The following is an 18,385-nucleotide window of genomic DNA, read 5'->3' as shown; positions in this document are numbered from 1 at the left end:
CTCATCGTTCTCCTCCAAATCTTGGATCGACGATTGCTGAGAGGAGATCGACTATCAGATTCACAAACAGCACCATGATGACAAGAACCATCACAATAGCCTGCACTTCGGGCAGGTCACGGTTCTCCACTGAGGAAACCAGTAGGCTGCCCAATCCACGTATCTCAAAAACCCTCTCCACGACCACCGCTCCGATGAGAATCGACGCGGTTTCGACACCGACAATATTCATGATTGGAACAAGTGCATTCCGAATTCCATGTTTTCGCAATGCTTGGCCGAAACTGAGACCCTTCGCCTGCGCAGTGCGCATAAAGTCCTCAGTCGTCACTTCTAGAACCGCAGAACGCACATAGCGGCTAAGAATCGCACCTTGTACCAAACCCAACGAGAATGCTGGTAATGCAACATGCCTGAGGAACTGAACAGGGTCGTCTGGTGCCGCCCACCCTGTGGCAGGCAGCCACCCCAACGCAACTGAAAACACAATGACCAAAAGAAGACCAGCAAGGAAAGCGGGAATCGATACGCCTATTTGGCTTATCACGCTGAGAACCATGCCGGAAGGACGATCGCGAAGAACTGCGGCCAAAGTACCAAAGATGAATGCGATGATTAGGGCAATCAGCATAGCAATAAGCACCAGAAGAAAAGTGACTTGAAGCCCTTGGAAGATATCGCTCGAAATGCTGACCCCAGAGCTTTGCGAAATGCCCATGTTGCCACGGAGCATACCTGCTGCCCATGAGGCGTAGCGCATGTAGAGCGGCCTATCCAGCCCCATATCGTGACGCAGATGAGCCACTGCCTCAGGTGAAGCCTCAGTACCCAACTTTGTAGCGGCCGCATCACCAGGCAATGCGGAGAGCAGCAGAAAAACAATTATGGAAGCTACGGCGACTGTAATAATGAAAATACCTATACGCCTGATAATTTTTTTCATATGGTCGCCTTCCAAATTTTTATATAAGGTTTCGTTAGTTACGACTCAATAGTTACAAGGGATTTCATGAAATCAGTAGATAATATGCGTCTGAACCTGTGCTGACCGTGCAGGTCCAGACGCATGAAGATTAAATGGAACAAACCCATCTACGAGCGGGTCACACCGGTCAAATCAAGCGATATGCCCACGTCGTTCTTATTGATTCCGGATACATCTTGCTTCGTGACCACCACCAGCTTGGGATTATATAGCCAATCCGCCGGCGCATCCTTTTGAATCTGCTCAATTGCCTGCTTCATGTAGGAATCGAACTCGCCATTGTCAGTGCTGGCCTTAGCTTTGGCGAATGCCTCACCTACCGAGGAATTATCGTAATTCCAGTAATAATCAGGATTCCCGTAATTAGTGACGTTCCGTGGCTCTACATGCAGAATCGCAGTCATGTCGTACTGTTTCTTGGTCAACGTGCTATCCAGCCAGACAGCAGGAAACTCCTGAGTGACAAGGTTGACCTTGAATCCAACCGCCTCAAGCTGTGTTTTAACAAGCTGGGAGATGGATTGCGCATAGCCTAAGCTAGGCACGTTGAACGTCACCGTTGGACTGGAGACCTTCGAATCGGCAACAAGTTGCTTTGCCTTAGCCGGATCGTACTTATATGTGGACGACAGATCTTCATACCAGGAATCAGTAGGTATGGTCGGGGCCGACAGGACATTTCCATATCCGTTAAGCACCGTATTGACGATGGCCTTGCGATCGACCGCATAAAGAACCGCCTTGCGTAGCGATTCATTATCGAATGGCGCCTTTTTGGAATTCATCGAAAGGACGAGAATTCCTTGGGCGTTGCCCACGTCAACGCGGAAATCCTTATTGCTCTTAAAGCGGTCCAACTGGTCATAGGCAGTGAAGTTATAGATAGTGTCGATATCACCGCTCAGCAATGCGTTGGAACACGATGTCGTATCGGTGTAATACATCAACTCAGCTGTTTTCAAGAACGGCTTCTTCCCCCAATAGGAGTCATTGCGCTGCAAACTGAGCTTGCTGCCGACAGTGTAGCCTTTCATGAGGAAGGGACCTGTGCCCACGGCCTTAGTGGCCAGAGAATCAAGCGCATTTGGGTCAAGCATCGCTCCCAGCGTGCCGCTAAGCCAGAAGAGAACATTGCTGTCAGGTTTGCTGAGAACTACATTTGCCTTCGTCGCAGAGACAACATCAACATGATCGATGGCCGAAAGGTTAGTAGGCGTATTAGCCTTCCAGTCCTTGAGTCGTTCAAGGTTGAATTTCACTGTTTTGGCATCGAACGGATCTCCGTTGGAGAACTTCACCTTGGGCTGGAGATTAAAGCTATAGGTCAGGCCATCAGCACTGACAGACCAGCTTTTCGCCAGAAGCGGTTCAATGGTTTTGCCGTCCTCGTTGAGCTTGACCAAACTCTCATACACGTTGTACATCAGCGCCTGGGGAATAGCCGCGCCTGAGGTCTGTGTTATGTCGAGATTCGCTGGGGAAGCAGTCAGACCGACCTTCAAATCCGTGGAACTCGATGCAGATTTCGAAGATTCTCCAGTTCCGCCAGCGCAAGCGGCAGTAGCAAATAGACACATGGAAACGAGGAGCGCAGCGCCTACTCGAAATATCTTGTTATTACGTATACTCATGATTTGAACTTTCTTTGTAATGCCGTTGTCTTTGATAACACCGACGAATCGGCGAGAACCCGACAAATCATGCGCCCCGCAACCACTTGTTCGATGCATATACGTGACACGGTGCTGCCGATTTTTCCTTCGCCGTCTTTGGAATCAAAAAAGTTATGAACCTCCTCTCGATCTATGGTTCACGATTCACGATTCCCATATCCGTGGCCAAGAATTTACCTTGGCCGAATCCGGTTTGAGAGATTCGTAAAGTCGCGACATCCACAGAACACCGGCTTCATCGAATCGCTGCCCTGCAATCTGCACTCCAATCGGGCGCCGATCACTCGTGAATCCACAATTCAAACTGCTGGCAGGCTGTCCCGACATGTTATATGGCAGACAGAATGCAATATGAGACATCGCATGTTCCACATCGTTGCTTGGCATCGGCCAGTCAACGGGATACGTGGCGTCAGGAGAAACCGGCGAGACGATGAAGTCCACATCTTTGGTGGCATCAAGCGTCCGTTTGGCCAAAGCGAGCTGCTCATCGCTCCCCCGAACGGCCTGGCCGCTTGAGATGTCAGCTCCTGCCATACACCATTGCGATATGAATGGAAGCACCAGATCTTTTCGATCCTGACTGAGCGCCGCGTAATCACGATAATGTCCTGCACGCCAAAACATATCGATAAGGTCAATACTTCCATCGACAAATGGGCGAAGCTTCACGACCTTAGCTCCTGCATTTTCAAAAAAGTCAGCGACTTTGAGAACCGCCTCGGCGACCTCGGGATTAACTGGCGCCCCAGCCCCTGCATCGAGCAACAGACCAATCGTAATATCATGAATATCCCGCTGTGGCGCATCGAGCCATCCCGGCTGCGCTGATGGCAGGCTATAGGGATCACGCCAGTCCGATGCCGAAGTCAACGATATTGCAGTGGCGATATCATCCAAATGCCGACCTAGAACACCAATTGAACGTCCGAAATAGGGAGGATCGACAGGGATTCGACCAAATGTAGGCTTAAGTCCGCTTACTCCATTCCAGCTCGCCGGCAACCGTACCGATCCGCCGATATCGCTGCCGAAATTAATCGGAGAGTATCCTGCGGCCGATGCGCAGCCAGCACCCGCGCTCGAGCCTCCCGGATTCCATTGTGCATTCCACGCATTGCATGTTGTCGGATGATCCGTCGAAAGTCCCGATGAAAGCATTCCCCATTCCGGCATCGCGGTCTTGCCTAAAATGGTGCATCCAGTTTTTTTGAGTAAATCATAAACCGGAGAATTCAAGGTCGCCGGCTCCGAATCCGCAAACGCCTTGCATCCCCAGGTCGTCACCTCGCCTTTGACGTTGACGTTTTCCTTAATGGTGAGGGGGACGCCATCAAGGGGACTAAGGGGATTCCCCTGTTTCCAACGCTTCTCAGACGCCTGCGCATCTTCAATTGTTGTGTGAGTGTTATCGTATCGTTTTGCCATAGCGTGCAAAACAGGCTCCGCAGCATCCATCAGATCGGATTTGTGCTCCAACACTTCAACTGGCGACAAAGTCCCATTTCTATATGCTGTCGTGAAGTCATTCACGGAGAAATCGTCAATATCCATTGTTTTGTGTCTCCTTGTGCGTCTACGAAGCAAAGCGCTGCGGCGCTTTATAAAAATTGTTTCCACAAATATGCCCATGACACTTTTGCATCAGCGCCACCTCAACGATGTGCTATGCCGTAAGCCGTGCCATTATTCCCTAAACTTGTTCCACAAAACCCTCCTAGAATAAATATCGAAAGATATCTTTAATCGTTGATTTGAAGTGGTTTTCACCTTAAGGGTTGTACATTTCTCTGCGATATCACTCAGTTTCAAATCGGTTAACGCACTGTCCTTCGTAGCGTCAAATCAATGAGAATAACATTCCGACCCATCCTCTTCGCTCACCATCAAAATAGCGGCAAAATAGCAGTCCCATCGGATTCAGCAGGCGAAATGTATAGCATAATACGACGCAGATATCGTAAGCGGTATCATTCCGCCAGAGCCAGGAGCCACCATGAGACATATTAACGTCGTTGATGTGCGGGGATTCACATATTCTCATTTCACCAATGCAATAGCCGGAACGGGTGCGACCGTATTCCTTTTTAACTCTGCCAGTCCGGCTGGCGTCTCAATCCGAGGAGGTGGTCCAGCAAGCCGCGAAACTCCACTGCTTGCCCCAGTTGCTGCCGCACAAGGCATCAACGCCTTGGTGCTTTCAGGAGGCTCAGCATATGGCTTGGCAGCGGCCGAAGGAGTCATGCGATTCCTTGAGGAGAGTGACGTAGGCGTGCATATTGGAACCAACTGTGTACCATTAGTATGCCAATCATGTCTCTTCGATTTGCCTATTGCCGATTCCAAAGCGTATCCAACAGCCCAGGATCTGTACATTGCAAGCCAGCGAGCCACGACTGCGCCATTTCAAAATGGAAACGTGGGTGCCGGCACCGGCTGTTCGGTGGGAAAATATCATGGTCCACGTCATGCCATGAAAACAGGAATCGGATCGTATGCGATCGAACTTGGGCCGATACGAATCGGTGCAGTCGTGGCGCTTAACGCTCTTGGCGACATATATAAGGCTGGCACCAATACTGCAATCGCTGGGATGCGAGGCTCTTCAGGAGCAGAATTAGAATCAACCTTTGCCAGCATGATGGACGATGCCAAGACCGCTGAGGCCAATCAGGGCCTTCCTCAAGGAAATACAACTCTAGGCGCGGTCTTTACCAACGCCCAATTCAATAAGACAGAACTAACAAAAATAGCTGAAATGGCACATAACGGCTACGCACGAACAATTCGGCCAGTACATACTTCTTCTGATGGTGACTCAATCTATGCTATTTCAACAGGACATGTTGCAGCGAACCCAGACATCGTTGGCACATTGGCGGCCTATGTCATAGAAAATGCCATAGAAGTGGCGACTTACAGCGCACAAGGTGCTTATGGACTGCCTTCAAACCACGATCTTCACCTGTAAAAGGGCGGGCTCTGCTGTGCAGCAGTTCTGGCCGACGAACCGTGGTCCTATAACAGAATCGTCCTTCTACGAAAATCCAAATTAGCGAAGTAATACCTCAATACCATTTTGCCTATTCGCACGATTCAGAGTTTATAACATGACACGAAATACAACGAGGTAACCGCAGCGCGGCAGAACACAGCAAAATCTTCTTTATCGGCCTTATTTGTGGCATATCTCGATAGCTGCGGAGTCCTAACTGCCTTATTCGTAGCACCGTTTCGTGACGCCGAGAGTGTAACGAGGCCAACAATGGCCATTTTGGACCGCCAGCATGGGCGATAAGTCGATATCGGTGCCGCAAATAAGGTAGATAGGCCTCGGCAGAGCCGCCGATCAGCTACGGATAGCGCCGATATCCCCCTGATGTGGGCAGATGACCGGAAAATCCCAACGCTCCGTGCCGAACCGCTACCCCAGCACTGCAGCAATCCGCTCGACGGCCTGTTGCAGCTGCTCTTGGGGCTTGAGGAGGCTGAGGCGGACGTAATCGAGGCCGACGGTGCCGAAGCAGGAACCGGGGAGGACCGCGACCTGCGCCTTGTCCAGCAGGTAGTCGGCCATGCGGTCGCCGTCCCAATCGCTTGGAACTTTCGCCCATACGTAGATGCCGCCGGGCGAATCGAAGACCTGTAATCCGGCTCGTTCGAGTCCCTGGGCCACAATGCTGCGTCTGCGGGCGTAGAGATCGGCCAGCTCGGCCACACAGCTCTGGTCGCTGTCCAGCGCGACCGTGCCGGCGTCCTGCACGCTGCCGGTTATCATGGAGCCCATCTGATAGTGGTAATGCTTCAGGCGGTCGACGATGGCCGTGTTGCCGGCGACGAATCCGGCGCGCCAGCCGGCCATGGCGTACATCTTCGACAGTGAGCACACCTCGACCGTCACATCGCACGCTCCCGGAACCTCGAGGATGCTGTGCTGCTGGGCGTCAGGGCCGGAGTCTCCCACGCCAAGCCCGCAGTAGGCGTAGTCGTGCACGATGACGAAACGGTGCTGCCTGGCCAGTTCGGCCGCATGCTGCAGGAACTCAAGCGGGGCCTGCGCACCGGTGGGATTGTTCGGGTAGTTCAATACCAGCAGCTTGACGCGGTCCCAAGTCTCATCGGGCACGGCGTCCAAATCGGGCAGGAAGCCAAGATTCTCGCGTGCCGGCAGCAGCACCTCTTCGGCTCGGCACATGCGCGCCATGCAATGGTACGAAGGATAATACGGGTCTGCAAAGGCCACCGCATCGCCCGGTTCGATGAGAATCGCATACAATCCCGCAAGCGCGTCGACGGCTCCTTCGACCGCGAATAATTGCGTCGGCCAATCGAGCGACACACCATGTTCACGCTGGTACCACTTGGCCGCCGCCTCAAGGAACTCCGGCTTGCCGTCGAAGGACGTATACCGGGCGTTGAGCGGATCGTCCACGGCCCGCTTGGCCTCGTCACGGATGAACTGCGCCGGGTAGGCGTCCGGATTGCCTTTCGCCAGGTCGATCACGTCCGCCCCCTGCGCGACCGCCTTGGCGACTTTGCCATCCATAACCGCGAACACGTTGGGCGGTATGGATTCTGCTATCGGAGCAAAGGGAACCGGGCAGGTCTGCGATGCTGATGCCCCGGACGAAGCAGACGAAACCACAGATGAAACCATATGGGCAATCCTTTCTATGCCTCTATGCCAACCGTAATCAGTGCCGGCTGCAATCAACGTTGGCCGTAATCAGTGCGTGACGCGCCGGGCGAGGGCGTCACCCGCCCATTGGATGAGCTGCACCAGCACGATCAGGATGACGACAATCGCTACCAGAACGCCGGTCTCATAGCGATTGTAGCCGTATTGTATGGCCATGTCGCCGATGCCGCCCGCGCCAATCGTGCCGACCATAGCCGAATAGCCGATCAGCGAGATAATCGTGAGCACTACGCCGCGGATGAATGACGGCAGCGCCTGCGGAAACACCGCGCCTACGATGATCTGCCGCATGGTCGCGCCGGTGGAGACGGCGGCTTCCAGCAAACCTGAGTCGACCTCGCTGAACGCGCTTTCCGCGACGCGGGCGAAGAAGGGCACGGCGGCGATGGAGAGCGATATGGCACCGCCGGTGGGCGTGTAAGGGTCGCCGATGAGCAGTTGGACCACAGGGATGAGCACGACCATGAGAATCAAGAACGGCAGCGAACGGATGGCGTTGACGATGACGCCGACGACCGCGTTCACCGCGCGATTCGGCAGGAACAGCCGGTTTCTGGTCACGTACAGCAGCAGCGCCACCAGCGTTCCCAGAACCACGCCGATAACCGTGGAGACCGCGACCATGTAGGCAGTGTCGGTCAGCGCCTTGCCAAGATTGGTGCGCAGGATATCAATGGTATCGTTCATGCTCGGGACTCCCCTTCTTCATCGTTTTCACTGGCACTCAGCGATGCGGAATCGCCGGCATCAACTCGCCCTATGGATTCCCGGTCAAGCTCGCGGAATCCGAAGACCCGTGAGCGCAGCGTCTCAAGCGCGGAGCGCAGCGCGTCGTCCGGCCCGGAAACCAGCACCAGCAGCACGCCGATGGCCTGCGCGCCGAAGTATTCCACATTCGCATGCAGCACGTTGATCGCCACATCGTAGCGGCGGGCCACCGCGCTGATCAGCGGCTCAAGCGCATCCTCGCCCTTGTAGCGCAGCTCGACGATCGTGCCGTCAGGCAGCGAAGGCACGAGCTGCGGCGGCACAGCAACGCCCAGATACCGCTCGACCAGCGCGCGAGTGGTGGGGTGCTGCGGAGCGCCGAAGATATCGAAGGTCTCGCCCTGCTCGACGATGTGGCCCTCCTCCATCACCGCGACATGGTCGAATATCTGCTTGGCCACGTCGAGCTGATGGGTAATGAACACGATGGTGATGCCCAGCTCGCGGTTGATGCGCTGCAGTAGGCCGAGGATTTCGCCGGTCGTCTCCAAATCCAGGGCGCTGGTGGCCTCGTCGCACAGCAGTATCTCCGGGTTGTTGGCCAGGGCGCGCGCGATGGAGACGCGTTGCTGCTGGCCGCCGGACAGACTGGACGGGTAGCTGTCGGCCTTGCTTTCCAGCCCGACAAGAGCAAGCAGCTGCGCGACGCGGGCGCTCCATTCACGCTTCGGGCAATTGCCCGCCTTGAGCGCGAATTCGATGTTCCTGCCTACACTCACATTGCCAATCAGATTGAACGACTGGAAGATGAAGCCGATGCGTTTGCGCACGTCGCGCAGCGCGCCGCCCTTCGCCTGCGTGATGTCATGCCCGTCAAGCAGCACCTGCCCCGAGGTGGGCCGCTCCAACAGGTTGATGGTCCGCACCAGCGTGCTTTTGCCCGCGCCGGAGAATCCCACAATACCGAATATCTCGCCCTTGCTGACGCTGAGATTGACCTGTCTGACCGCTTCGATGGTGCGGTCGCCCTCATGAAAGGTGACGGACACATCCTTCAGTTCGATGATTGCCATGCCTTATGCCCTGCCTCGCGTTGTTCGCAGCTGTTACGCCGCCTATCGTGCCGCTATGTATTGTCCCGCATCCCTGTAAACCGAAACCGCAGAAAACCGTTGGAATCGAAACCGTCGCCCCGGCGCAATGCTGCATCCGGGGCGACGGCCAAGGCTATGCGGTCATCACAGTGCAATCACCAAGTCGTCGGCTTGCCGAAGTCTGCGAACTCGCTGTTTGCGATCGCCTTCTTGAACTTGTCGCTCACCAGCAGCGCCTTGGTCTTCTTGCCGAAATCGCTGTTGGCATCCTTGGTGTTGACCACGAATATGTTGATCACGCCCTCGGACTGCTTCTCCATCGCCAGCGCCTCCTTGGGCTTGAGCCCTGCGGCCCAGGCGAAGTTGCCGGGAACCAGGCTCACGTCGACGGTGCTCAGCGAGCGCGCGAGCTGGGCGGCGTCCAGCGGCTTGATGACCAGATTCTTCGGATTCGTGGCGATGTCGTTGACGGTGGCCTTGGTCGGGTCCACGTTGCCCTTGAGCGTCACGAGCTTCTGCTGCTCAAGCACGCCGAGCGAGCGAGCGAGATTGCTGCCGTCGCTGGCGATCGAGACGGTGGAGCCGTCCTTGATCTCGCTAACCGACTTGTACTTGTGCGAATAGATGCCCAGACCCAGCGTCGGCACCTGACCCAGCGAGGTCAGGGCGAGGTTGTTGTCGGCTTTGAATTTATTGAGATAGTTGCTGTGCTGGAACAGGTTGGCCTGCAGGCTGCCCGATGCCAGCGCCTTGTTGGGCTGGACATAGTCGTTGAACAGCTTCGTGCTCAGCTCGTAGCCGTCGTCCTTGAGCAGCGGCGCGATGACCTTGTTGACCATGTCGCCGTAAGGACCGGGGCATACGCCGACGACGATCTTAGTGGTCTGGCTCTTCTTCGGAGCACTGCTGAGATTATCGCTGGAAGCACTGCCGCAAGCTGCTGCGGACGCCAGCGTGATCATGGCGAGCGCTGCGGCGGCGATGCGCCTGACGTTGACGACGACTCGGGACGGGGTTCGGCGTGCGTCGCGATTCTGGTTATTCGTGGTGAAGATGGACATGATGTGATCCTTACGTTGATGGTTGGCGTTGTGACGGCTGCTGGCCGGCTGACGCTGGTTGATGGTTGGAATATTCCCGAGCTACTGACTGAAAACGTTTGGCTGTATCTGTCCTGCGCCAGCCGACCGATTTGCGGCCAACCCGCTGCATTCCGCTCGAAATCAGGCGGCCTCGCCGGCCAGCTCGGGATGATGGATAGCGTAGGCGTGCTCGGCCAGATGCAGCTCCTGGGTCAGGAATTCGTGCAGCGTGCAGACGTAGCCGTGCTCACGGCCGATTTTGGCGATGTAGCCGTTGATGTAATCGACCTCGGTGGGGCGGCATCGCGTCAGATCCTGGTACATCGACGGGTAGTGCAACGGGTGCGCCACGCCGGCTGTGTGCAGTATGGTCTCGACCTCCGACTCGCGCGTGCCCAGCAGTGTGAGCCCCGCATGTTCGGCGGCGGTGTAGGCCTCGTTCACGAGCTGCTCGGTCATCCAGCGCGCGGCAGGGTGCGATTCGAACTGGCCGAAGCGAATCTGATACATCGTGCACAGGGTGTTAAGCACCGAGTTGAACACGATCTTGGCCATGCACATGCCCATGAAGTCATCGGCGATGGTTGGGTTCAGCGTGGCCGCCGCGAAATCGTCATGCAGCTCATGTTCCACGTCGCTCACATGGCCGTCGTAGGCGCACATGCTCATCGCCTTAGAATGCGCTCCGCCAGTGAAATTCACATCACCGGGGCCGTACACGAACGCGCCGATCAGCGCCGTGCCGCCGTAGATATGGTCGTCCGGGAAATACTGCGCGATCTTCTCGAAATGCCCGTATCCATTCATCGCCGAGAACACGATCTGGCCGGGGTGGAACAGATGCGCGCAGCGCTTGAGCATGCCTTCGAGCTGATGCTGCTTGAGGAAGATGATCCAAACGTCCGGCTCGCCGTCGTACTCTTCCGGATAGAAGACCTTGATCGGCACCAGATGGCGGTTTTCGTCATCCTGGGAGACGTAGACGCCGCCCTGTTTGCGAATCGCGGCCACATTGGGCTCCCAGGCATCGATGAAGTCCACCTGCTTGCCGGCGAATTCCTGCAGCAGCACGCCGTATTGCACACCCATGCCGCCCGCGCCGATCACCGCATATTTCATTGCCTTGCCTTGCCTCGCTTCGATTGAATTTCGACGACGGATTCGTGAAAGACGCAATGTCTGCGCAAAGGGCTTCATCCATGCCTGATCACACTCATGCCCGTGCCTGATGTGATGCCCGTGCTGTCCCCTTGCGGAACTGTCTCTTTCGTGATTGTAGTATCGCCAAACACTTAATATATGCATCGTGCGAATCCGCCGCAGCGGCGCGGCTATAGCATTTAGTTATCAGCGGTTATAAAAATAGGTGCACGTGGTGGCGTGCGCAATATGCCGGCTCATCTTGAAGGCAGTCGGAATCTTCCTCGTCACAAGTATGGGGTGGCAATGAATAATTACAGTTCTATGCCCGGATTGGCCTGCAGAACGGCACCATATACACGTTCGGCGTCATATTTGGACAGCACCCCGACCGGTCCTTCATCCAAGAATAATTCACGCGGGACATCCCTCGGGCAGTACAACGGCACCGTCACGAATCTCTGGTCGCACTATTCCCGAATAATTAGGATTGAGCCGCAGAATCGGATATCCGCGTTCGTCACGCTGAGGAGAGCCTCCGGCGACATATCCCGCAAGGAAGGCATTGACCAGATCGTCGATGTTCACGCCGCGACGACTCGCAATCGATTCCGCCTGCTCATACAAAGACGGCCCATTACTCACAACGGTCATAACACACCACCCTTCCAATGCTTTGCCTTGATTCTAACCAATATCCCTTAGCGCTGAAAGCAGGAATCACGTTCGGCGAATTGCAATGACGTCTTGGCTGTCTGGAACCAAATGCCAGTAGGGCAGGAAAGCGCACTATGGCTTTCCTGCCCTACTGGCGTAATCATTATGCCGCGCAGCCCTTTGACTGATCGGTCTCCTAGCTACTCAGCAGCCTTGGCTCAGCGCTGCGAGCGGTTGATGGCGGAGATGATCGCCTTCAGGGAGCTGGTGGTGATGGAGGAATCCACGCCGACGCCCCAGATGATCTTGGTGTCAGCCTCCTCGCCGATCTGGCACTCCACATAGGAGGCGGCCAGGGCTTCGGAGCCGGCGGTCATGGCGTGCTCGGCGTAGTCCATGATCGAAACGGTGATGCCTAGCGTGCGAATCGCGTTGAGGAAGGCCGCGAGCGGGCCGTTGCCCAGGCCGGAGATCTCGCGCTCGACCGGAGTCGCGTCAGGCGTGGCGCCACGATCGAGGATGCGCACCTTGATGACGGTGTCCGAGCCGTCCTCGCCCGAAGACGAAGTGACCTTGAGCAGCTTGAGGCGGCCCCACTGTTTGAGCGTCGCATCGCCGCCATCGCCCATGACCTCCGCGGCAGCGGTCACGCCGCCGTCCTCGACCGGCAGGTACTCGTCCTTGAAGAGGTGCCAGATATCGGCGTCCTTGACTTCCTTCTTGGTGCGGTCCGCGTAGGTCTGCACGACTTTGTCGAACTCCACCTGCAAGCGCTTGGGCAGGTCGAAGTTGTGGTTGGTCTTGAGCAGGTAGGCCATGCCACCCTTGCCGGACTGCGAGTTGACGCGAATGATGGCCTCGTAGGTGCCGCCGATGTCCTTGGGGTCGATCGGCAGATACGGCACGAGCCACACGAAGCTGTCAAGCTCCGCTCCAGCGCGCTGCGCGGCCATTTCGCGCGCATCCAAGCCCTTTTTGATCGCATCCTGATGCGACCCGGAAAATGCCGTGAACACGAAGTTGCCGGCGTAGGGGTGGCGCTCCGAGATCTTGATCTGGTTGCAGTATTCGACCGTTTTGCGAATCTCGGGCACATTCGAGTAGTCGATCTGCGGGTCGATGCCCTGCGTGAGCAGGTTGAGGCCCAAGGTCACCAAATCGACATTGCCGGTGCGCTCGCCGTTGCCCAGCAGACAGCCCTCGACGCGGTCGACGCCGGCGAGCAGCGCCAGCTCGGTGGCGGCCACGGCCATGCCCTCGTCGTTGTGCGGATGCACGGAAAGCACCACGCAGTCGCGATCCTGCAGATGGTTGGACATGTATTCCATCTCATCGGCGAAGACGTTCGGCGTGGTCATCTCCACCGTAGCCGGCAGGTTGAAGATGATCTTGTGCTCGGGCGTGGGCTTGATGACGTCAGTCACCGCATTGCACACCTCAGCCGCGTATTCGGGTTCGGTGCCAGTGAACGACTCCGGCGAATACTCGTAATACAGCTCGGTGTCGCCCACCTCGGCCTCAAGCTCCTTGCACAAGGTGGCCGCATCGGTAGCGAGCTTCTTGATGCCCGCCTTGTCTTTGCGGAACACGACCTCGCGCTGCAGCACGGAAACCGAATTGTAGAAATGCACGACGGCGCGGCGCGCACCCCGCAGGCACTCGTAGGTCTTGCGAATCAAATGCTCGCGCGCCTGAGTGAGCACGATGATGGTCACGTCCTCGGGGATGAGCTCGCGCTCGATAAGCATGCGGATGAAATCGTAATCCGTCTCCGAAGCACTCGGGAAACCGACCTCGATTTCCTTGAAGCCCATCGAGACGAGCATGTTCCAGAAGCGCAGCTTGCGCTCCGGATCCATAGGGTTGACCAGCGCCTGATTGCCATCGCGCAGGTCGACCGAAGCCCAGCGCGGCGCACGCTGCAGGGTCTTGCCCGGCCAGGTGCGCTCAGGATAGTCGAAGGGAATCTGCTTGTTATAAGCCACGTACTTGGTGTAGGGCATGGCGCTCGGCTTCTGCGGCGCTCCGATGAATCTGCGAGGAGGCAGCAGCAGGTCGTTGTTCCCCCCATTGGACTTTGCGGCTTGTGCCGCGAGATCAAATACTGATGATTGATCCTGACCCATCACTCCTCCTTCTTTCTTCTGTATCACGACTTCCGCATGGAAGCATGTACTGCTTGTGAAATCCGCGTCGAAGTCCGACGCGAATCGTTAACGTGCCCGTAACATGCACGCACTTGCCTCAGTGTACCCACGGCCTACCCCAGTGCCTTGGGCGGCATGTTGGACGCGAGTAGACTGGCGTGATGCGGATCGCCGTCCGCATCACGAATGTATATGACCCGCTGGCGGCGGGCGGAACCAAGGCAGGTTGGAACAGGTGCGCATAGCTTTTGTCTTCGACGACACGCTCGACGTCCACGACGGCGTCCAGCAGCATATCGTCACGCTCGGGCGCGAGCTGGCGCGGCGCGGGCACCATGTCGAGTATTTGGTAGGGGAAAGCGAGCATTCGCCGATGCCTGACACGCACTCGCTGTCCAAGAACGTGATGGTGTCGTTCAACGGCAACCGCATGCGCGTGCCTGTCGCATCCAGCCGCGCGCAGATTCGTAGGACGCTGCACGAGGGGAACTACGACATTCTGCATGTGCAGGCGCCATACAGCCCGTTGCTCGCCGGGCGCGTCCTTGCGCTGGCGCCGCAGACGGCGGGTGTGGTCGCCACGTATCATATCGCGCCCACATCGATGGCCGCGTATTACGGCGGCAAAGCTTTGGGGATGATTAACCAGCGCACGCACCAGCGCATTGACGAGGTGGTGGCAGTGTCTCCCGTGGCGGCCTCCTACGCACGGCATACCGCGCATGTCGAAAGCCGCGTCATCGCGAATCCGGTCGATGTGCAGGCTTATGTGGCGGCGCGCGCTCAGGCGGGCGCGGCACGCATCGCGCAATTCCACGGCGAGGGGCCGCATGTAGTGTTCGTCGGGCGTTTCGTCAGCCGCAAGGGAGCCGGCATTCTGCTTGAAGCGTTGGACTGGGGCGAGCGCCAGGGCATCTTCCCTCCGGGCATGCATGTGACGCTCGCCGGGGCCGGGCCGCTGTTGGGGGATTGCCGAGCTACAGCCGCGCGGCTGCGCACGCCGGTTGCATTCCCCGGATTCGTCGATGAGCATGACAAGCCGGCGCTGCTGGCGAGCGCGGATGCGGCGGTCTTCCCTTCGACGGGAGGCGAATCCTTCGGCATCGTGCTCGTGGAGGCGATAGCCGCCGGGGCGCGCGTGGTGCTCGCCGGCGACAATCCCGGCTACCGGTCCACGCTGCGCGATGACGACGATGCGCTGTTCACCATCGATCCGCAGCGCCGGGCGGGCGAACTGGCGCACAGCATCGCGAGAGCGTTGACTGACGCTCCGTGGGCTGCGAGCATGCATGAACGGCAGGCGGCGTTGCTCGAGCGTTACGATGTGCGCACCGTGGCCGACGAAGTCGAAACGGTGTATGCGCAGGCGATTGCGGATAGACGGCAGTAGCCGGTTATTGGCACGTTGTTAGTGGTATGTATTGGCGGTGCTTAGCAATGGAGCCGAGAGCACCGTTCGCTGCCCTTTGCTCGTTGCCCTTCGCAGCCTTACAAAAACAGCGAGACGCCGCGACGTGCGGCACAGTAGGCGTTGCCAAGCCAGGTGTGGCGCGAATTGGGCCAGACGGCACCGAGCCGAGGCGCGTTCTGGCTCATCCATATGCTGGGCACGCGGCCATCGGTGCTGCGCGAGCCGAGCAGGTTGAAGCCGTTCTTCTTCACCAGCCAGTCAGGGTGCTGGGTGGCTATCGCCAGCCCTTCGCCGATGGTCAGCGGCAGTCGCTCGTCGGTGTCGATGAGTTTGCGCGCCACATCGGGCTCGCGATTGATATAAGCCGTGCCAGTGTGCGGATCCACAACGAGATAGAAGGGGCCTTCGGGCGGTTCGAAGCCATCCTGCGGCAGGAAACTGGCGATGTCGCGCGGCGGCATGGTCGTGAATCCGGCCATGCGGTTGATGCTGGTACGTGCGATCAGCGATTCGGGAGAAACCAGCTCATGCGTAGGCACCAGCAGGATGTTCGTGCCCAGATCGCTGCGTTCGAGTGCGGTGATCAGCGGGCGGGCGAGAGCCCGGAACGCCGCCGAACTCATATCGGCCACGTCCGGGTAGCCCAGAGCCACGATGCGGTCGAGCTGTTTTTGCGCTTCTTCAGATGCCTTCGACATAGCTCTAGTATGGCACGCCAATCGCCGGTAGTCATGCCCTGCCAGTGCGCTTGCGCTGCAGGCCTTACAGCTGCTCAGCGAAATGCTTGCGGGCGATGATCTCGGCCAGCTCGACGGCGTTCAGGGCAGCGCCCTTGCGCAGATTGTCGTTGGCGATGAAGAAGGCGAGGCCCTTCTTGCCGTCCACCGCCTGATCCTGACGGATGCGACCCACGTAGCTCGGGTCCTTGCCTGCGGCCAGTTGCGGTGTGGGGATGTCGTCCAACTCGACGGCCGGAGCGGTGGCAAGCACCTCACGAGCCATATCGGGGGTTACGTCGCGCTCGAATTCGGCGTTGACGCTCATGCCGTGGGCGGTGAAGATGCCGACGCGCACGCAGGTGCAGGATGCGGCGAGGTTCGGCAGATGCAGGATCTTGCGGCTTTCGTTGCGCAGCTTCTGCTCCTCGTCGGTCTCCTCGGAGCCGTCATCAACGATGGCACCGATGAAGGGCACGGCATTGAACGCGATGGTGCGCACGACCTTGGTAGGCTCGGGGAAGTCGATGGCCGAGCCGTCGAACGCGAGCTTGTCGGCACCCTGCTCGATTGCGGCCGCAGCCTCGTTCATCAGCTGTTCGACTCCGGCGCGACCCGCACCGGAAACCGCCTGATACGAGCTTACGATAAGCCGCTTCAGGCCGAAATGCGTGTCAAGCGCTTTCAGGACCGGGATGCAGGCCATCGTCGTGCAGTTGGGGTTGGCCACGATGCGGCTCGGGATATCGTCCAGATCGTCAGGATTGGCCTCAGCCACGACCAGCGGCACGTCATCATGCATGCGCCATTGCGAGGAATTGTCGACCACGTACGCACCCGCTTCAGCGAAGCGCGGCGCCCAGATCTTCGACGTGCCGCCGCCCGCAGAGAATATGGCGATGTCGATGCCCGAAAGATCGGCCTTCTCGACGTCCTCAACCGGGATGTCGACGCCGCGCCACGTGAGCGTCGTGCCGGCGGAGTGCGCTGATGCGAGGAAACGCAGGTCGCGCACCGGGAAGTCACGTTCGTCGAGCACACGGCGCATGACCATGCCCACCTGGCCGGTCGCCCCCAGCACCGCCACGTTCACGCCACGTTCGTGTATCTGCACCATTTGAGATCGACTCCTTCTTGCTTTCCGCCCTATATGCTACGCAAGCGCTGCAATCCGCAGATGCTCGCCGGTCCCGCCGGTCTGCCTCGGATTTTCGGCGAAACGTTTTGCGTATGCCTCTATATTGCCCACATCGCGCCGACAACAACACGCGCGACAAGCCGCTGTTGGCGGTTTGGCGACTGCGCTGTGTCGCTACTGCACTGTGTCACTACTACACCGTGCCACTATGACGCTGTGCCATTGGACGCTATGTCATTGTGCCGCTACAGCGTTATGACGTACATTATTGCGCTATGGCGCTATTCAGCGGCCGGTGCCGCCGTACACCACGGCTTCAATTCGCTCGGCATCCAAGCCATAGGCCGTATGCAGCGCCTTGACCGCCTCATCCAGATCATCGAGGGGCACCAAGGCGGCAATGCGGATCTCGGAGGTCGAGATCATCATCACGTTGATGCCATGCTCGCTGAGCGCGTTGAAAAACTTCGCGGCGAGACCGGAATGCGTTTTCATGCCCACGCCCACGACCGCCACCTTGCCGACGGAGGAGTTCACATCGAAGGACTGGTAGCCCAGCTCCTCGTGCTTGTCTTCCAGCACCTCCTGCACGCGCTTGGCGGCCGAGCCGGGCACGGTGAAGGAGATATCCGCCGTGCCGGTCGAAGCGCTGGCCTGCACGATCATGTCGATGTTCACGCCGGCCTCGGCGAGCGTGCTGAAGACGCGTGCCGCCATGCCCGGTTCGTCAGGCATGGCACGCACGGTCACCAAGGACTCGCTGCGGTCGTGCGCCACGCCGGAGATTACGGGGGCCTCGGGGTCGAGGTCGGGGAAGAGATCGCCCATCGAAACGTTCATGTTGTTGGTCATAATCCTGCCTTCTCGGTTCGAAGCATGCCGTGTTGGGGTAACTGCTGGATTGTCTTGAAAATCATTGTCATCGGAATCATCTG

Annotated in this window: 15 protein-coding genes; 2 read left to right on the top strand and 13 right to left on the bottom strand. The window is 57.8% G+C overall.

Annotated elements, in window-relative coordinates; all coding sequences use genetic code 11:
• Position 1: 1 nt before the first annotated feature.
• The 3 genes from LKK40_RS06235 to LKK40_RS06225 all read right to left on the bottom strand — a co-directional run bounded on the left by LKK40_RS06235 (position 2) and on the right by LKK40_RS06225 (position 4,212).
• Complete coding sequence (locus LKK40_RS06235; RefSeq protein ID WP_273192458.1) at positions 2-943, bottom strand: ABC transporter permease; 942 nt, start codon at positions 941-943, stop codon at positions 2-4.
• A gap of 149 nt (positions 944-1,092) precedes the next feature.
• Positions 1,093-2,616 carry an ABC transporter substrate-binding protein gene (locus LKK40_RS06230; RefSeq protein ID WP_304309900.1) on the bottom strand — a complete coding sequence of 508 codons (1,524 nt, stop codon included), beginning with the start codon at positions 2,614-2,616 and terminating at the stop codon, positions 1,093-1,095.
• Positions 2,617-2,802: 186 nt separating this feature from the next.
• Complete coding sequence (locus LKK40_RS06225) at positions 2,803-4,212, bottom strand: amidase (RefSeq protein WP_304309899.1); 1,410 nt, start codon at positions 4,210-4,212, stop codon at positions 2,803-2,805.
• A 442-nt stretch (positions 4,213-4,654) separates the two neighbouring features.
• On the opposite strand from LKK40_RS06225, the gene LKK40_RS06220 reads away from it, so the two are divergent.
• Positions 4,655-5,629 (top strand): P1 family peptidase, encoded by a 975-nt coding sequence (locus LKK40_RS06220; RefSeq protein WP_273192451.1) that lies wholly within the window; start codon positions 4,655-4,657, stop codon positions 5,627-5,629.
• Positions 5,630-6,082: 453 nt separating this feature from the next.
• Here LKK40_RS06220 and LKK40_RS06215 read toward each other — a convergent pair whose 3' ends face one another.
• From LKK40_RS06215 to leuA, 7 genes are all read right to left on the bottom strand, one after another.
• Positions 6,083-7,315, bottom strand: a complete 1,233-nt coding sequence (locus tag LKK40_RS06215) for a pyridoxal phosphate-dependent aminotransferase (protein WP_434735125.1) — start codon at positions 7,313-7,315, stop codon at positions 6,083-6,085.
• Positions 7,316-7,384: 69 nt separating this feature from the next.
• On the bottom strand, positions 7,385-8,044 hold the full coding sequence (locus LKK40_RS06210; RefSeq protein ID WP_273192449.1) for a methionine ABC transporter permease: 660 nt from the start codon (positions 8,042-8,044) through the stop codon (positions 7,385-7,387).
• Positions 8,041-9,138 carry a methionine ABC transporter ATP-binding protein gene (locus LKK40_RS06205; RefSeq protein WP_273192446.1) on the bottom strand — a complete coding sequence of 366 codons (1,098 nt, stop codon included), beginning with the start codon at positions 9,136-9,138 and terminating at the stop codon, positions 8,041-8,043. The genes LKK40_RS06210 and LKK40_RS06205 overlap by 4 nt, the downstream gene beginning before the upstream one ends.
• A 176-nt stretch (positions 9,139-9,314) precedes the next feature.
• Complete coding sequence (locus LKK40_RS06200) at positions 9,315-10,220, bottom strand: MetQ/NlpA family ABC transporter substrate-binding protein (RefSeq protein WP_423773203.1); 906 nt, start codon at positions 10,218-10,220, stop codon at positions 9,315-9,317.
• Positions 10,221-10,382: 162 nt separating this feature from the next.
• Positions 10,383-11,360, bottom strand: coding sequence for a ketopantoate reductase family protein (locus LKK40_RS06195; protein ID WP_304309898.1), 978 nt, complete (start codon positions 11,358-11,360; stop codon positions 10,383-10,385).
• Between the two features lie 435 nt (positions 11,361-11,795).
• Entirely contained in the window at positions 11,796-12,035 is a 240-nt protein-coding gene (locus LKK40_RS06190; protein ID WP_304309897.1) for a hypothetical protein, read from the bottom strand.
• A gap of 221 nt (positions 12,036-12,256) precedes the next feature.
• On the bottom strand, positions 12,257-14,164 hold the full coding sequence (leuA, locus tag LKK40_RS06185) for a 2-isopropylmalate synthase (protein WP_304309896.1): 1,908 nt from the start codon (positions 14,162-14,164) through the stop codon (positions 12,257-12,259).
• A 256-nt stretch (positions 14,165-14,420) separates the two neighbouring features.
• Here leuA and LKK40_RS06180 point away from each other — a divergent pair, with 256 nt between their 5' ends.
• The gene (locus LKK40_RS06180) at positions 14,421-15,575 is read left to right on the top strand and encodes a glycosyltransferase family 4 protein (protein WP_304309895.1); all 1,155 of its coding nucleotides are present in this window, start codon (positions 14,421-14,423) and stop codon (positions 15,573-15,575) included.
• A 98-nt stretch (positions 15,576-15,673) separates the two neighbouring features.
• Here LKK40_RS06180 and LKK40_RS06175 read toward each other — a convergent pair whose 3' ends face one another.
• The 3 genes from LKK40_RS06175 to LKK40_RS06165 all read right to left on the bottom strand — a co-directional run bounded on the left by LKK40_RS06175 (position 15,674) and on the right by LKK40_RS06165 (position 18,302).
• Entirely contained in the window at positions 15,674-16,294 is a 621-nt protein-coding gene (locus tag LKK40_RS06175) for a DUF5701 family protein (RefSeq protein WP_152581814.1), read from the bottom strand.
• 64 nt (positions 16,295-16,358) lie between these two features.
• Positions 16,359-17,429 (bottom strand): aspartate-semialdehyde dehydrogenase, encoded by a 1,071-nt coding sequence (locus LKK40_RS06170; RefSeq protein ID WP_304309894.1) that lies wholly within the window; start codon positions 17,427-17,429, stop codon positions 16,359-16,361.
• 306 nt (positions 17,430-17,735) lie between these two features.
• Entirely contained in the window at positions 17,736-18,302 is a 567-nt protein-coding gene (locus LKK40_RS06165; RefSeq protein ID WP_152581812.1) for an ACT domain-containing protein, read from the bottom strand.
• Between the last annotated feature and the right edge of the window lie 83 nt (positions 18,303-18,385).

The sequence above is a fragment of the Bifidobacterium tibiigranuli genome (assembly GCF_022655035.1).
Lineage (GTDB): Bacteria > Actinomycetota > Actinomycetes > Actinomycetales > Bifidobacteriaceae > Bifidobacterium > Bifidobacterium tibiigranuli_A.
Note: the sequence above shows the minus strand (reverse complement) of the source record. Positions and strands in the feature narration are given on the sequence as shown.

Bases quoted from the DNA above. Each gene is read 5' to 3' on its own strand.
- leuA (WP_304309896.1), bottom strand. From the start codon at position 14,164: ATGGGTCAGGATCAATCATCAGTATTTGATCTCGCGGCACAAGCCGCA.
- LKK40_RS06170 (WP_304309894.1), bottom strand. From the start codon at position 17,429: ATGGTGCAGATACACGAACGTGGCGTGAACGTGGCGGTGCTGGGGGCG.
- LKK40_RS06195 (WP_304309898.1), bottom strand. From the start codon at position 11,360: ATGAAATATGCGGTGATCGGCGCGGGCGGCATGGGTGTGCAATACGGC.
- LKK40_RS06200 (WP_423773203.1), bottom strand. From the start codon at position 10,220: ATGTCCATCTTCACCACGAATAACCAGAATCGCGACGCACGCCGAACC.
- LKK40_RS06225 (WP_304309899.1), bottom strand. From the start codon at position 4,212: ATGGATATTGACGATTTCTCCGTGAATGACTTCACGACAGCATATAGA.
- LKK40_RS06210 (WP_273192449.1), bottom strand. From the start codon at position 8,044: ATGAACGATACCATTGATATCCTGCGCACCAATCTTGGCAAGGCGCTG.
- LKK40_RS06175 (WP_152581814.1), bottom strand. From the start codon at position 16,294: ATGTCGAAGGCATCTGAAGAAGCGCAAAAACAGCTCGACCGCATCGTG.
- LKK40_RS06220 (WP_273192451.1), top strand. From the start codon at position 4,655: ATGAGACATATTAACGTCGTTGATGTGCGGGGATTCACATATTCTCAT.
- LKK40_RS06205 (WP_273192446.1), bottom strand. From the start codon at position 9,138: ATGGCAATCATCGAACTGAAGGATGTGTCCGTCACCTTTCATGAGGGC.
- LKK40_RS06215 (WP_434735125.1), bottom strand. From the start codon at position 7,315: ATGGTTTCATCTGTGGTTTCGTCTGCTTCGTCCGGGGCATCAGCATCG.
- LKK40_RS06190 (WP_304309897.1), bottom strand. From the start codon at position 12,035: ATGACCGTTGTGAGTAATGGGCCGTCTTTGTATGAGCAGGCGGAATCG.
- LKK40_RS06230 (WP_304309900.1), bottom strand. From the start codon at position 2,616: ATGAGTATACGTAATAACAAGATATTTCGAGTAGGCGCTGCGCTCCTC.
- LKK40_RS06165 (WP_152581812.1), bottom strand. From the start codon at position 18,302: ATGACCAACAACATGAACGTTTCGATGGGCGATCTCTTCCCCGACCTC.
- LKK40_RS06235 (WP_273192458.1), bottom strand. From the start codon at position 943: ATGAAAAAAATTATCAGGCGTATAGGTATTTTCATTATTACAGTCGCC.